This window comes from Micromonospora sp. ATLC20 (assembly GCF_057196585.1).
This window is the reverse complement of the sequence record NZ_JBXUOV010000012.1, coordinates 54,615-68,502: the sequence shown is the minus strand read 5'-3', so window position 1 is coordinate 68,502 and position 13,888 is coordinate 54,615. Positions and strand designations below refer to the sequence as shown.

At 73.8% G+C, this 13,888-nt stretch carries 12 protein-coding genes; 5 read left to right on the top strand and 7 right to left on the bottom strand.

Annotated features, from left to right (window positions below):
• Window positions 1–131: 131 nt before the first annotated feature.
• Window positions 132–602 carry a hemerythrin domain-containing protein gene (locus AC2CHG_RS05135; RefSeq protein WP_262014233.1) on the bottom strand — a complete coding sequence of 157 codons (471 nt, stop codon included), beginning with the start codon at window positions 600–602 and terminating at the stop codon, window positions 132–134.
• Window positions 603–836: 234 nt separating this feature from the next.
• On the opposite strand from AC2CHG_RS05135, the gene AC2CHG_RS05130 reads away from it, so the two are divergent.
• Window positions 837–2,003 carry a serine hydrolase domain-containing protein gene (locus tag AC2CHG_RS05130; protein ID WP_484524249.1) on the top strand — a complete coding sequence of 389 codons (1,167 nt, stop codon included), beginning with the start codon at window positions 837–839 and terminating at the stop codon, window positions 2,001–2,003.
• Between the two features lie 55 nt (window positions 2,004–2,058).
• On the opposite strand, the gene AC2CHG_RS05125 is transcribed toward AC2CHG_RS05130, so the two are convergent.
• Window positions 2,059–2,712: a response regulator transcription factor gene (locus AC2CHG_RS05125; protein WP_484524248.1), complete on the bottom strand. Its 654-nt coding sequence runs from the start codon at window positions 2,710–2,712 to the stop codon at window positions 2,059–2,061.
• Window positions 2,700–3,926 carry a sensor histidine kinase gene (locus tag AC2CHG_RS05120; protein WP_484524247.1) on the bottom strand — a complete coding sequence of 409 codons (1,227 nt, stop codon included), beginning with the start codon at window positions 3,924–3,926 and terminating at the stop codon, window positions 2,700–2,702. Before AC2CHG_RS05120 ends, AC2CHG_RS05125 begins: the two co-directional genes overlap by 13 nt.
• Window positions 3,927–4,094: 168 nt before the next feature.
• Here AC2CHG_RS05120 and AC2CHG_RS05115 point away from each other — a divergent pair, with 168 nt between their 5' ends.
• The 3 genes from AC2CHG_RS05115 (at window position 4,095) to AC2CHG_RS05105 (ending at window position 8,675) form a co-directional block, all read left to right on the top strand.
• Complete coding sequence (locus AC2CHG_RS05115) at window positions 4,095–4,307, top strand: hypothetical protein (protein ID WP_262014229.1); 213 nt, start codon at window positions 4,095–4,097, stop codon at window positions 4,305–4,307.
• A 203-nt stretch (window positions 4,308–4,510) separates the two neighbouring features.
• A complete protein-coding gene (locus AC2CHG_RS05110; RefSeq protein ID WP_484524246.1) occupies window positions 4,511–5,893 on the top strand; it encodes a glycoside hydrolase family 43 protein in 1,383 nt (460 codons plus the stop codon).
• 40 nt (window positions 5,894–5,933) lie between these two features.
• Window positions 5,934–8,675 carry a beta-L-arabinofuranosidase domain-containing protein gene (locus AC2CHG_RS05105; RefSeq protein ID WP_484524245.1) on the top strand — a complete coding sequence of 914 codons (2,742 nt, stop codon included), beginning with the start codon at window positions 5,934–5,936 and terminating at the stop codon, window positions 8,673–8,675.
• Here the strand turns inward: AC2CHG_RS05105 and AC2CHG_RS05100 are convergent, their stop codons facing one another.
• The 3 genes from AC2CHG_RS05100 to AC2CHG_RS05090 all read right to left on the bottom strand — a co-directional run bounded on the left by AC2CHG_RS05100 (window position 8,676) and on the right by AC2CHG_RS05090 (window position 12,700).
• Window positions 8,676–9,479: an endonuclease/exonuclease/phosphatase family protein gene (locus AC2CHG_RS05100; protein ID WP_484524244.1), complete on the bottom strand. Its 804-nt coding sequence runs from the start codon at window positions 9,477–9,479 to the stop codon at window positions 8,676–8,678.
• A 114-nt stretch (window positions 9,480–9,593) separates the two neighbouring features.
• Entirely contained in the window at window positions 9,594–11,549 is a 1,956-nt protein-coding gene (locus tag AC2CHG_RS05095; RefSeq protein WP_262014225.1) for an elongation factor G, read from the bottom strand.
• A gap of 107 nt (window positions 11,550–11,656) precedes the next feature.
• A complete protein-coding gene (locus AC2CHG_RS05090; RefSeq protein WP_262014224.1) occupies window positions 11,657–12,700 on the bottom strand; it encodes a glycoside hydrolase family 113 protein in 1,044 nt (347 codons plus the stop codon).
• 63 nt (window positions 12,701–12,763) lie between these two features.
• Here AC2CHG_RS05090 and AC2CHG_RS05085 point away from each other — a divergent pair, with 63 nt between their 5' ends.
• A complete protein-coding gene (locus tag AC2CHG_RS05085; RefSeq protein ID WP_484524243.1) occupies window positions 12,764–13,345 on the top strand; it encodes a TetR/AcrR family transcriptional regulator in 582 nt (193 codons plus the stop codon).
• Window positions 13,346–13,354: 9 nt separating this feature from the next.
• On the opposite strand, the gene AC2CHG_RS05080 is transcribed toward AC2CHG_RS05085, so the two are convergent.
• On the bottom strand, window positions 13,355–13,870 hold the full coding sequence (locus AC2CHG_RS05080; protein ID WP_357209671.1) for a DedA family protein: 516 nt from the start codon (window positions 13,868–13,870) through the stop codon (window positions 13,355–13,357).
• Window positions 13,871–13,888: the final 18 nt, after the last annotated feature.

Sequence of the window (13,888 nt, the reverse complement as noted above, 5' to 3'; positions counted from 1 at the left end):
CGCGCCGCGTCGCGCGCGCCGCGCGCGCCCCCCCGCGCGCGGCGCCGCCCCCCCCCCCCCCCCCCCCCCCCCCCCCCCCCCCCCCCCCCCCCCCCCCCCCCCCCCCCCCCCCCCCCCCCCCCCGCCGGCGGTCACAACGGCCCGAACACGTCGCCCGGGTCGGCGTCCAGCGAGAGCGTCTCCAGCACGGTGAGCAGCTGCCGTTCCTCGTACCGGAAGTGCGACTCCATGATCGCCGCCACGCCCTCCAGGTGCCGGGCCAGTTCCCCGGGCGGGGCGTCGCGGGCCACCGCCGCGCTCAGCCCGGTCAGCAGGTACCCGATCATCGAGTGGTCCTGCCGCAGCCGGTCCAGCGTGCCGCGCAGCTCCGGATGCCGCGCGGCGATCGCCGGGAAGAGGCTGTGGTCCTCGCCCTCGTGATGCGCGGTGAGCGCCGCGCAGAACCCGTGGCAGAACAACAGCAGCTCATGTGTCGCCGGGCGGGCCGGCTCACCGTCGGCGAGCGCCCGCCGGGTCACCGCCAGCGCCTCGCGCAGCCGCTCGTGGACGGCGCGCATCTCCCGGCTCCAGGCCACCAGCCTGGTCTGTTCGCCCTCAGCCACGTGGCAAGGGCGAAGGGACGACGAGTGTCATCGTCGTGCTCCCTTCGATCCGGCGCCTCCATGCCTGACACGGTCTGCCACCGGCACGCGACGCTGCGCGGAGCCTAACCGGCGGCGCCGGGAGCGATCAAGTAGTGCCAGCGCTACCCCGGCTCGGTAGCTGGCGGGATGGAGCGCGGGACCGGTTCTGGCGAGGCTTGAGCCCGTACCCGTTCACCCCGTCGAGGAGTTCCCATGACCCGCCGTACCTTCCCGGTCGCAGTCGGCGCCGCGGCCGTGCTCACCGTCACCGCGCTGGGTGTGCCCGCCGCGTCCGCCACCACCACCGACGCCCGGCGTCCGGCCGCCGACGCGGTCCAGCAGCGGCTGGACGGCCTGATCGCCCAGCACGGCTTCCCCGGGGCGCTGGCCTCCGTACGCCGCGACGGCCGGGTGCGCGACTACACCGCCGGGGTCGGTGACCTGCGCACCGGCGCCGGAATCCCCCGCGACGCCCGGGTGCGGATCGGCAGCAACACCAAGACGTTCACCGCCGTGGTCGTCCTCCAGCTCGTCGGCGAGGGCCGCGTCGACCTGGACGCCACCGTCGAGCGCTACCTGCCAGGCATGGTGCGCGCGAACGGCAACGACGGGCGGCGGATCACCGTACGTCAGCTGCTGCAACAGACCAGCGGCCTGCCCGACTACGACGAGGTCGTGTTCAGCGAGGCGCAGGACCTGGTGGACCGCCGCAGCGACTACTTCGACCCGCGCCGGCTGCTGGACGAGGCACTCACCCAGTCGCGGCGCTTCCCGCCGGGTCAGAGGTGGGAGTACAGCAACACCAACTTCGTGCTGGCCGGGCTGATCGTCGAGCGGGTCACCAAACGCCCGGTCGGCGAGGAGATCACCCGGCGGATCATCGAGCCGCTGCGGCTGCGTGACACGTACTGGCCGCAGACCGGCGAGCAGGACCTGCCGGGGCGTCTGCCGCGCGGATACGTCGCGGTGGAGCCGGGCGCGCCGTGGATCGACGTGACCCGGATGGACCCGTCGCTGGGCTGGGCCGCCGGTCAGCTCGTCTCGACCCCGTCGGACCTGCGGACGTTCTTCGAGGCGCTGCTGGCGGGCAAGCTGCTCAAGCCCGCTCAGCAGGCGGCGCTGACGCGCACGGTGCCGGCACCCGACTTCGAGCCCACCGGGGTGTGGGAGTACGGCCTGGGCATCGCCCGGCACGAGCTGCCCTGCGGCGGCCACGCCTGGGGGCACGGCGGCGACATCCAGGGCTTCCAGACCCGCAACCTGGCCACCACGGACGGGCGCAGCGCGGTGGTCGCGGTGACCGCGCTGCCGACCGGCCTGGAGATGCTGGAGGCGGTCACCAGCACCGTCGACGCGGCCCTGTGCGGCACCGGCCGCTGATCCCCGGTTCACCGCACGCGCGCCGCCTCCCGCGAGGCGGCGCGCGTGCGTACGTCTACCGCCGGCCGTCGAGGTAGCGCAGCACGGCGGTGACCCGGCGGTCGGCGCGGTCGTCCGGCGGCAGGCCGAGCTTCGCGAAGATGCTGCGGATGTGCTTGTGCACCGCGCCGTCGGTGACGAACAGCCGTTCCGCGATCGCGCCGTTGCCCAGCCCCTCGGCCATCAGCGCCAGCACCTCGTGCTCACGCGGCGACAGCTCGGCCAGCGCGGTGTCCGGCCGCCGGTTGCGGGCAAGCAGTTGCCCGACCACCTCGGGGTCGATCACGCTGCCGCCGTCCGCGACGCGGTGCAGCGCGGCGAGGAACTCCTCGACCCGGCCCACCCGTTCCTTGAGCAGGTAGCCGAGCCCGGAGGCGCCGACCGAGAACAGCTCGGTGGCGAACGCCTGCTCGACGTACGCCGACAGGACCAGCACCGCGAGGTCCGGCAGGCGGCGGCGGGCCTCGACCGCGGCGACGATGCCCTCGTCGGTGTGCGTGGGCGGCATCCGCACGTCGACGATCGCCACGTCCGGCCGGTGCTCGTCCACAGCGGTCAGGAACTCCCCCGGCGTGCCGGCGGTGGCCACCACGTCCAGGTCCTCGGCGCGCAGCAGCAGCGCCAGCCCTTCGCGCAGCAGCGCGTCGTCCTCGGCGATCACGATCTGCATGGCAGCTCCACGTGCATCCTCGTCGGTCCTCCCGGTGGACTCGTCAGCGTCATCCGCCCGTCGTACGCCTCGACCCGGCGGCGGATGCCGGTCAGCCCGGAGCCGCGCGTCTCGTCGGCGTCCCCGCGCCCGTCGTCGGTGACCGTCACGAGCAGCCGGTCCCCCTCCCGGCGCACGGCGACGTCCACCGCGCTCGCGCCGCTGTGCCGGACCACGTTCGTCAGCGCCTCGGCCACCACGAAGTACGCGGTGGCCTCGACCGACGCCGCGCAGCGCACGTGGACGTCCACCGACAGGCGGCACGGCACCGCGCACTCCGCGGCGAGTCCGTCGAGCGCCCCGGCCAGGCCCCGGTCGCCGAGCACCGGCGGCAGGATGCCGCGCACCACCGTACGCAGCTCGCCGAGCGCCTGCTCGGCCGCGTTCTGCGCGCGTTCCAGGATCTCGTCGGCGCGGGCCGGGTCACGGCGTACCGCCCGCCGCGCGGCGCCGAGCAGCACGTTCACCGCGACCAGCCGGTTCTGCGTGCCGTCGTGCAGCGAGCGTTCGATCCGGCGCAGCTCCACCGCGTGGGCGTCGAGCGCGGCGGCCCGGGTGGCGGTGAGTTCGGCGACCCGCAACGACAGGTCGAACCCGGGCGGCGGGGGCAGCAGCCGACGGCCCGGCCGGGCCTGGATCCGTGCGAGCGCCGGGCCGGTCGTGACCGCGAGGACCAGCCAGCCGACCCCGAGCACGGCGACCGTCAGCGCGTCGCCGAGCCCGTCGATGTGCCACCAGCCGAGGCCGGGCGCGCCGGCCTCCGGCGGCACCAGCCGGTACCAGAGCGGGAACGTCATGTCCTGCACGGCGTAGATCGGCAGTGCGAGTGCGATCAGCCCGGCGCCGAAGCCGAGCGTTCCGTGGAGGGCCACCCAGCGCAGTTCCCGCCGGACGACCGGGTCGCGCAGTGCCGGGCGCACCCCGGCCGGCGCCGGGCCGGGCGCCGGGATCGGCGGCCCCCACCGGGACAGCCGGGCGCGTTCCCGGTCGGCCACCGACCGCACCGCCTGGAGCAGCCCGGGTACGAGCAGCAGCCCGACCCCGCCGACGCACGCCGCCGCCACCACGAGCGTCCCGAGCAGCACGCCGAGCGCCAGCACGGCGGTGCCGAGCCCGCCGACGAGGTGCTCCAGCGCGGTCACCGCAGCACGGAACCGCCCGCGTACGTACTCCATCCCCGGCCCACCCCCGGCCGTCACGATAGGTCACCGCCGTCGCCGTGCGTCAGGGCCGGGGGCGGAAAGTACAGCCTGCTGTACCCCGGTTGTCGTGCTGGCGGGATCGTTGCCGGCCGGCCGCGCGCCTAACGTTCAGGTGCAAGGACATCACCCGAGGAGGCAGCCGTGAACGACCTGGACCGTACCGCCGAGACCACCGCCGCGACGACGCCCGTCACCCGGATGCGCCCGCTGCTCTGGCTGGTGCTCGTCGTCGGCGTGGTGGCGAACGTGACGCTGTCGAACGTCCTGGACAACCCGTGGGCCGGTTCGGCCTTCGGCGTGCTGGCGCTGGCGTCCGGCGTGGCCCTTGCCATGAACCACTACCGCAACCGCTGATCCGTCGCCGGCCGGGCGCCGGACAGCCGGGCAGGGCGGGCCGTGAGAACGCGGCCCGCCCTGCGGCGCGTGCGCCGCAGGTGAGCGCGCCACGCTCGCGTCAACGCTGCGGATCGATTGACAGTCAGCTATGTGAACGCCAGGCTAGGGAACGTTGTTAGCGTTAACGCGGCCGTCATCTCCCCGCAGAGAAAGGCCCTCCCGTGCCCCTCACCCGACGCGCGTTCACAGTCGGCGCCCTGTCCGCCGCTGCCGCCGCCACCGGCGCGCTCAGCCGGCCCCGCGGCGCGCTCGCCGCCCCGAACACCGCCTACGCGATGGCCTACTTCACCGAGACGCCGAACGGACTCGGCGCCGACTACGGCCTGCACCTGGCCGTCAGCCGGGACGGCCTGAACTGGACCCCGCTGAACCAGAACAACCCGGTGGTCACCCCGACCGCCGGGCAGCTCGGCCTGCGCGACCCGTTCGTGCTGCGCAAGACCGACGGCACCTTCGTGGTGCTCGCGACCGACCTCAAGGGCACCAACTGGGGGCTGACCAGCCAGTACCTGCACGTGTGGGATTCGGCCGACCTGACCGCGTTCACCGGCTACCGGCGCATCCGGATGCACACGCTCGACACCCACACGTGGGCGCCGACCGCGTTCTGGGACGCCGCCCGCGGGCAGTACGCCATCGTCTACTCCGCCAACAACGGCCGGGACGTACTGTTCGTCAACTACACGAGCGACTTCCGCACCGTCAGCGCGCCGCAGGTCTACTTCAGCCCGGGCTTCGGTGTGCTCGACGGCGACGTGGTGGTCGACGGCGGCACCACGTACCTCTACTACAAGAACCTCGACGACGGCTACCTGTACGGCGCCCGCTCCACCACCGCCGCGCCGAACAGCTTCACCACGTACACCAGCGGGCTGCGGCAGGGCAACGCGATCGAGGCGCCGCTGCTGCTGCGCACGAACGAGGGCGGCTGGCGGCTGTGGGGCGACTCGTTCAGCCCGGTCAACAACGACTACTACGCCTGGTCCACCACGACCATCTCGGGCAACTCGTGGACGCCGCTGAACCAGCGCGACTACACCCCGCCGCTGAACTCCAAGCACGGCTCGATGATCGGCATCAGCGACGCCGAGTACGCCGGCCTGGTCAACCGCTGGGGCACGCCGAACTGGGTCCGGCTCAAGTCGTCGAACCTGCCCGACCGCTACGTCCGCCACGCCGACCGGATCGCCCGCGTCGACGCGTACCCGTTCGACCCCTACCAGGACCAGATGTGGCGCATGGTCCCCGGCCTGGCCGACGCCGCCGGCGTCTCGTTCGAGTCGGTCAACTACCCCGGCAACTACCTGCGGCACTACGACTACGCGGTCCGGCTGGACCCGAACGACGGCACCGCCACGTTCCGCGCCGACGCCACCTTCCACCGCACCGCCGGCCTGGCGGACAGCACCTGGTCGTCGTTCCGCTCGCACAACTTCCCCACCCGCTATCTACGGCACTACGACTACCGGCTGCGCATCGACCCGCTCGGCGCCGGCTCCCCCGCGATCGACAGGCAGGACGCCACCTTCCGGGTCACCGCGTAGCCGTCACCCACCACCACCGTCCCCCGCCACGGAGGCCGTCATGCCCGCTCCCCTGGTGAACCGCCGATTCCTCCTGCGTACGACCGCCGCAACAGCCGTCGCAGCCACCGCCGGGTCCGTCTCCGCAGGCGTTACGGCACACGCCGCGCTGCCACCGGCCCGCCCCGACATCGGCGTGTCCGCGTACGCGTTCGACAGCGGCCAGGTGCGGCTGACCGCCGGCCGCTGGCAGGACAACCAGAACCGTACGGTCGCCTACCTGCGCTTCGTCGACGTGAACCGGCTGCTCTACAACTTCCGGGCCAACCACCGCCTGTCCACCGGCGGCGCCGCCGCCAACGGCGGCTGGGACGCGCCGAACTTCCCGTTCCGCACCCACATGCAGGGGCACTTCCTGACCGCCTGGGCGCAGGCGTGGGCGGTGCTCGGCGACACCACCTGCCGGGACAAGGCGCTCACCATGGTCGCCGAGCTGGCCCGCTGCCAGGCCAACAACGGCGCGGCCGGGTTCAACGCCGGCTACCTGTCCGGCTTCCCGGAGTCCGACTTCACCGCGCTGGAGGCCCGGACGCTCAGCAACGGCAACGTCCCCTACTACTGCATCCACAAGACGCTGGCCGGGCTGCTGGACGTGTGGCGGCTGATCGGCAGCACCCAGGCCCGGGACGTGCTGCTGGCGCTGGCCGGCTGGGTCGACCAGCGCACCGGCCGCCTCACCTCGGCCCAGATGCAGGCGATGCTCGGCACCGAGTTCGGCGGCATGAACGCGGTGCTGACCGACCTCTACCAGCAGACCGGCGACGGGCGGTGGCTGACTGTCGCCCAGCGGTTCGACCACGCCGCCGTGTTCAACCCGCTCGCCGCGAACTCCGACCAGCTCAACGGGCTGCACGCCAACACGCAGGTGCCCAAGTGGATCGGCGCGGCCCGGGAGTACAAGGCCACCGGCGTCACCCGCTACCGGGACATCGCCGCGAACGCGTGGGCCATCACGGTCGGCGCGCACACGTACGCCATCGGCGGCAACAGCCAGGCCGAGCACTTCCGCGCGCCCAACGCGATCGCCGGCTACCTGCGCAACGACACCTGCGAGGCGTGCAACACGTACAACATGCTCAAGCTGACCCGGGAGCTGTGGCAGCTCGACCCGGACCGGGTCGCGTACGCCGACTTCTACGAACGGGCACTGCTCAACCACATGATCGGCCAGCAGAACCCGGCCGACACGCACGGTCACGTCACCTACTTCACCCCGCTCAACCCGGGCGGGCGGCGCGGTGTCGGCCCGGCGTGGGGCGGCGGCACCTGGAGCACCGACTACAACTCGTTCTGGTGCTGCCAGGGCACCGGGCTGGAGACCAACACGACGCTGGCGGACGCGATCTACTTCCACAACGGCACCACGCTGACCGTCAACCTGTTCGTCCCGTCGGTGCTCACCTGGAGCCAGCGCGACATCACCGTCACCCAGGCCACCTCGTACCCGGTCGGCGACACCACGACGCTCACCGTCACCGGCTCGGTGGCCGGGTCGTGGACGATGCGGCTCCGGATCCCGGCGTGGACCAGCGGGGCGAGCGTCAGCGTCAACGGCGTCGCGGCGGGCATCGCCACCACGCCCGGCAGCTATGCCGTCCTGACCCGGGCCTGGACGTCCGGCGACACGGTCACGGTCCGGCTGCCGATGCGGGTCGCCACGGTGCCTGCCAACGACGACGCCGCGGTGCAGGCCGTCACGTACGGGCCGGTGGTGCTCTCCGGCAACTACGGCAACACCACGTTGAGCGGCCTGCCGACGCTGGATCCCGCCTCGGTCACCCGTACCGGCACGGGCTCTCTCGCGTTCACCGCCCGGGCCGACGGCGCCACCGTCGACCTCGGCCCGTTCTACGACGCCCACGGGCACAACTACACGGTCTACTGGCGGGTCGGCGCGGGCGGTGGCGGCGGTGAGGCGAGTTTCCGGCTCGCCAACGCGGCGAGCGGGCTGGTGCTCGGCATCCAGAACATGTCGACCGCCGACGGCGGGCTCGCGCTGCAGTGGGGCGACACCGGCACCGCCGACCACGACTGGCAGCTGGTGGTGGACGGGTCGGCGCTGCGGCTGCGCAACGTCAACAGCGGCAAGGTGCTGGGGGTGGAGAACATGTCCACCGCCGACGGCGCCCGGATCCTCCAGTGGGCGGACAACGGCACCGCCGACCACCTGTGGACAGTGGTCGACGTCGGCGACGGCAGCCACAAGTTGCGCAACGTGCACACCGGCAAGCTGCTCGGCATCTCCGGCGGCTCGACCGCCCAGGGCGCGTTCGCCGTGCAGGATCCGGACAACGGCAGCCTGGACAACCAGTGGCGGTTCCTGCCCAACGGCGCGCGGCGGATCCAGAACCTCGGCAGCGGGCTGGTGCTCGGCGTGCAGGACATGTCGACTGCCGACGGCGGGCCGGTCATCCAGTGGGGCGACACCGGCACCGCCGACCATCTCTGGACCGCGCTCGTGGACACCGGCGGCTACCTGCGGCTGCGCAACGGCAACAGCGGCAAGGTGCTCGGCGTCGAGGGTGGTTCGACCGCGGCGGGCGCCCGGATCGTCCAGTGGGCCGACAACGGCACCGCCGACCACAGGTGGCGGCTGCGGCACGGCGGAGGCGGCTGGTTCCGGATCCAGTGCGCGAACGGGGGCCGGGTGCTCGGGCTCAGCGGCGGCTCCGGCGCTCAGGGCGCGCAGGCGGGCCTCGCCGACGACACCGGGGCCGCGCACCAGCGCTGGCGGTTCCTCTGATCACAGGTGACGGCGGGCGCGGACCATGGTCGCCAGCAGCGCCGGGTGGTCTGTCGTCCCGCGCATGTCCACCGCGCGGCGGCAGCAGATCGTCACGCCGCCGGACGCCAGGATCTGCTGCCGGGCGCCGTCGTCGATCCGCCGGTAACCGACCGGCACGCACGAGCGCACGTCCGGGGTGCCACCGACGCGCAGGTTGAGGTCACCGCCGAGAACTGTCGGCGCGCTCCCGGCGTCGCCCCGGGTCCCCGGCACCACCGCGCCGAGCAACTGCCCGCACTGGGCCAGCGCCACCTGGCCGCTGGTGTTCGCCAGGTGCGTGGTGCAGGCGTGCAACCGGTCGCCCCGGACGCAGAGCCAGACCCGCTCCTCCGGGTCTGCGAGGTCCTGCGCCGGATAGGTGCCCCGGTGCACGGACGATCGCGCGTCCCGGCCGTCGAGGCGGGTCAGCAGCCCGATCCCGTACGGCTCGCCGTTGTTGCACCGGGTGGGACCGCCGGAGGGGCGGTCACCGGCGGCCTGGAACGCGGACACCACGGTGCCGCCGGCGCGGGCGGCCCGCAGCGTCCGCGCCAGCGTCGCCACGTCGTCGCGGCAGACCTCGTTGAGCGTGACCACGTCGGGCGCCTCGGCGGCGATCACGTCGGCGGCCCGCGGGACGGCCCGGCCGGTGTAGCAGCCGGCTCGGCCGCTGTTGCACAGGTTCATCTGGAGCACCCGCAGCGTTCCCGAGCCGGTGGCGCCGGCGTTCGAGGATCCGGCGGGCAGCCCGGCAACGACGAGCAGGCACACCACTGCCAGCACCCGGCGGACTCGCCGGGCGAGGTGGGTGGCCGGCTGCGGGGACAGCGGGGCTCCAACGGGTACGGGCGGCGGCGGGCGCCGGTGATCCTATCCCCGCAGCGCCGCCGTCGCCGCCTACCTCGGTACCGCCCGGAACCACGCCTCCCGGTCGTCCGGGTCGGGTCCGCGCCGGGGCAGTGCCGGCGGTTCCTCGCCGGTGACCGGCGCGTAGTGGTCGAAGGTGGTGGTCAGGACCGCCTCGCCGCCGGTGAGGTCGGGCAGGGCGGCGACGACCCGCGGCACCCGGGCGGACGGCAGGGTGCCGCTCACCTCCAGGTAGCCGCCCGCGACGGCGGTGTCGTGGACCACCGCGCCGAGCCGGCCGAGCAGCGCCAGCACCGTCTCCACCGCGTGCCGGGGCAGGTTGACGTCGAACCGTTCGATCGGCTGGCACACCCGCGTGCCGGCCTGCCGCAGCGCGGCGGCGACCACGACCGGGGCGAGGTTGCGGAAGTCCGCCGCCACCGTCGAGATCGACTTGTCGAACTTCTGGTGCGGCCGGCTCTGCCGGGGCCAGTACCGGGACGCCGTCATGGTGACGGTGCAGTCGGTGACCGGCCAGCCGTGCCGGCCCTGCCGCAGCGCGGCCCGCACGCCCTCCTCGGTGGCGGCGACGAACGCCGGGGGCAGCCGGCCCGGCTCGATCCCGGGCCGGAACCCGATGCCGTGCCCGGCCGGTGCGGCCTCGATGCGCAACCCCAGCCCGGCCAGGTACGGGTTGCCGCGTTCCCGTACCCGCTCCTCGGCGCTGCCGGTGCCGGCGACCCGTTCGATGCAGGCGGTGAGCGTGCCGGAGAACCGCACCCGGACGCCGTACCTGTCCTCCATCAGGGCGGCGAGGACCTCCTTCTGGACCTCGCCGTGCAGGCGGATCACCGCCTCCGCCTGCTGCTCGTCGAGGCGCAGGTCCACCAGCGGATCCTCGTCGGCCAGTTCGGCCAGACCGGCGAACATCGCCAGGCGCTGCGCCGGGTCGACCGGCTCGACGACCGCCTGCCGGGTCGGTGGCGGGAACCGGTAGTCGTGCCGCCGTGGCGGGTCACCGATGTGCTGGCCGATCCGGGCGGACACCCCGCGTACCGCCGCGATCTGCCCGGCGGAGACCGACCGGCGCACCAGCACACCGGCGGGCTCGATGACGGCGATCTCCGTCACCGGCTCCGGGCGGCCGTCGCCGAGCCGCACCCGGTCCCGTACCCGCAGGCGCCCGGACCACAGCCGCAGCCAGACACGCCGGCCGTGCCCGTCCCGGTCGACGGCGAAGACGGTGCCCGCCGGCGGTCCGTCCCGCGCCTCGCCGTACGGCAGCAGGTCGGCCAGGACGTCGCACAGCCGGCGTACCCCGGCGCCGGTGATGGCCGAGCCGCACACCGCCGGGACCAGGTCGGCGCGGCGCACCGCGCGGCGCAGCGCCCGGCGGACGTCGCGTACGCGGACCGGCCGGTCGGCCAGCCAGCGCGCCGCCACCGCGTCGTCGACCTCCGCCACCTCGGCCACCACCGGCTCGGCGTCGAGGCCCACGGCGTGCACCCGGGCCTCGCGTGTGCCCTGCCCGGTGACAGTGCCGAGCAGGACCGGCCGCGCACCGAGCCGCTGCCGTACCTGGGCCGTCACCCGGTCCACGTCGGCGCCGCCACGGTCGACCTTGTTGAAGAAGAACACGGTCGGTACGCCGATGCGACGCAGCGCCCGCCAGATGGCGACGGTCTGCGGCTGGACGCCCTCCACGCTCGACACCACGAGCACGGCGGCGTCGAGGACGGCCAGGGACCGCTCGACCTCCGCGATGAAGTCGGGGTGGCCGGGGGTGTCCAGCAGGTTGATGCTGAGGTCGCCGATCGTGATCGACGTGACGGCCGCCCGGATGGTGATGCCGCGGCGGCGTTCCAGTTCCATCGAGTCGGTCCGGGTCGTGCCGGCGTCGACACTGCCCGGCTCGGCCACGGCGCCCGCCTCGTAGAGGAGGCGTTCGGTCAGGCTGGTCTTTCCGGCGTCAACATGCGCGACGATTCCGAGGTTCAACAGGGCCAAGGCGGAGCTCCACGGTAGGACGGGCAAGGGTCCGAAGCGTGGAAGCTGCTCGCATCGTTTCTCCTGGTGGTCGTCGTCGTGGCGGCGCTCGCCGCCGGCGTGCAGTCCTACCTTGCCCGCCCGCCGCGATCGCCACCACCGAATTCGGTCCGGCTCAGCGCACGGGCGCGGCCGTATTCGGCCAGGGCGTGGAAGGCGGCCTTGGGCGTCCACGAGCCGTCCGGCAGCACGCGCACGATCCCCCGTGACGCCAGGTCGTAGTCGTGCGCGGGGTCGCCGGTGGTCGGCAGGTGCCGGTTCGCGAACGTGTACACGAACGCCGCCTCCGCCCCGCCGGCCTCGTAGTCGCGCAGCAGGTCGACGAGGTAGCGTGCCTGGCCTTCCTCGTCGCGCTCCAGTTCCGCGGTGAGCTTCGCCGCACGGCCGTGCTCGTCGTAGGCCACCGGTTCGGTCGCGCCCGCGACGTCGGCCGCGCCACGGTACGTGCAGCAGCCGAACTCGGTCGCCGCGTACGGCTTGCCCTGCCCCACGGCCGCCGCCAGGGACTGCGGGAACGCCGCGGAGTTGGTCGCGTCGCGGTAGCCGGCGTCGCTGGCGATGATGTCGAAGGCCGTCCAGTCGACGTCCTCGAGCGGGATCGAGGCGTACCCGACGGGGCCGCCGAAGCGCTCCCGCACCGCGGGTACCGCTTCGGCGAGGAAGTCGCGCACCGCGGCCCGCGCGGCCGGGACCGCCTCCCGCATCCGCATCGGGTCGGTGAACACCGCCATCCGCTCGGTCAGGTCACGGCCGGGCAGGAAACCGTCGGTGAACAGGGAGATCTCGGAACCGGTGAGGTAGACGACCGGGGTGCCGTCACGCCGCAGCCGCTCGGCCCGCTCGGCGCCGTCGAGCAGGAACGCCATGAGGCCGTCGCGGTCCAGGCCGTTGGTGAACGGGCAGTACCACACCTCGAGCCCCGCCTCGGCCGCCAGCCGTGCGGTCAGCTCCAGCCGGTCCTGCACGCCGCCGGTGACGCGGACCGCGTCGCAGCGCAGCTCGTCGCGGATGACACGCAGGTCGCTGCGCACGACGTCGGGGTCGAACGGCTCGTGGGTGGTGGACCCGGCGCTCACGAAGCCGGTGTCGTAGTTCATGCCGAAGACGCGCATCGAGGACTCCACTCTTAGGGTACGCGCCGTACCCTATAAGGTACGGCGCGTACCCTGCAAGGCATGAGCAGGAGGCGGCGGGGCGAGGAACTGGAACAGGCGATCCTGCGGGCCGCGGCGGAGGAACTGCGCGAGTCCGGATACGCGGGGATGACGATGGACCGGGTGGCCGCCCGCGCCGGGACCAACAAGAACGCGATCTACCGCCGATGGCCGCACCGCGCGTCGCTGGGCGTCGCGGCGTACCGCCACCTGACCGACGCGGCCATGCCGAACCCGGACACGGGCACGCTGCGCGGTGACGCGCTCGAGATGCTCCGGCTCGCGAACGAGACGTGGTCGTCGCCGCACGGGGCCGTCCTGCGCGGCCTGCTCGCCGCCGCGGCCGAGGACCCGGAGCTGCTCACCCTCATGCGCGAACGGTCCGGCGCCGACACCATGGATCGCGCGTGGATCGGGATGCTGGAACGGGCCGCGGCCCGGGGCGAGGCGCCGGCGGCAGCAGTCCGTCACCGGGTGGCGACGGTACCGATGATGCTGCTGCGCGCCGAGTACGCGATGCGCGGCGTCCCCTCCGTCCCCGACGAGGTGCTGGTCGAGATCGTGGACGAGGTGTTCCTGCCCCTGGTACGCGGTCACGACTGACGCCACCGTTCAGCGCTGCGCCGCGCGGCGCCGGATCCGCCAGACCCGCAGCGCCACGGCCGTCGCCCACACCAGCCCGCCGGCCAGGTTCGCCCGGAGGAACACCGGCCACCGCATCCCACCGGTGCCGGCGATCAGGGGGACCACGGCGCGCAGCACCGCCACCCAGCGTCCGATGAGCACCGCCCACGCCCCTCGGCGGGCGACCAGGCGGCGGGCCCGCGCGATGTCGAGGCGTCGGCGCAGCACCCGTGGAGCGCGGGCGAGCACACCCGGGCCGTACCGGCGGCCGAGGGCGTACCCGGCCTGGTCACCGAGGCAGGCCCCGGCCGCCCCGGCGGCCACCACCGCCCACAGCGGCAGCGCGCCACCGTGGGCCACCAGCCCGCCGATCAGGATCGCTGTCTCACCCGGTACGACGAGCCCGAGCAGCGTCGAGGACTCCAGCGCCGGCAGGACGAACACCAGCGTCAGGACGAGGACCGGCGGCAGCCCGACGAGCGTCTGCACCACCGTGTCCACCACCAGCTGATTGTCGCCCCC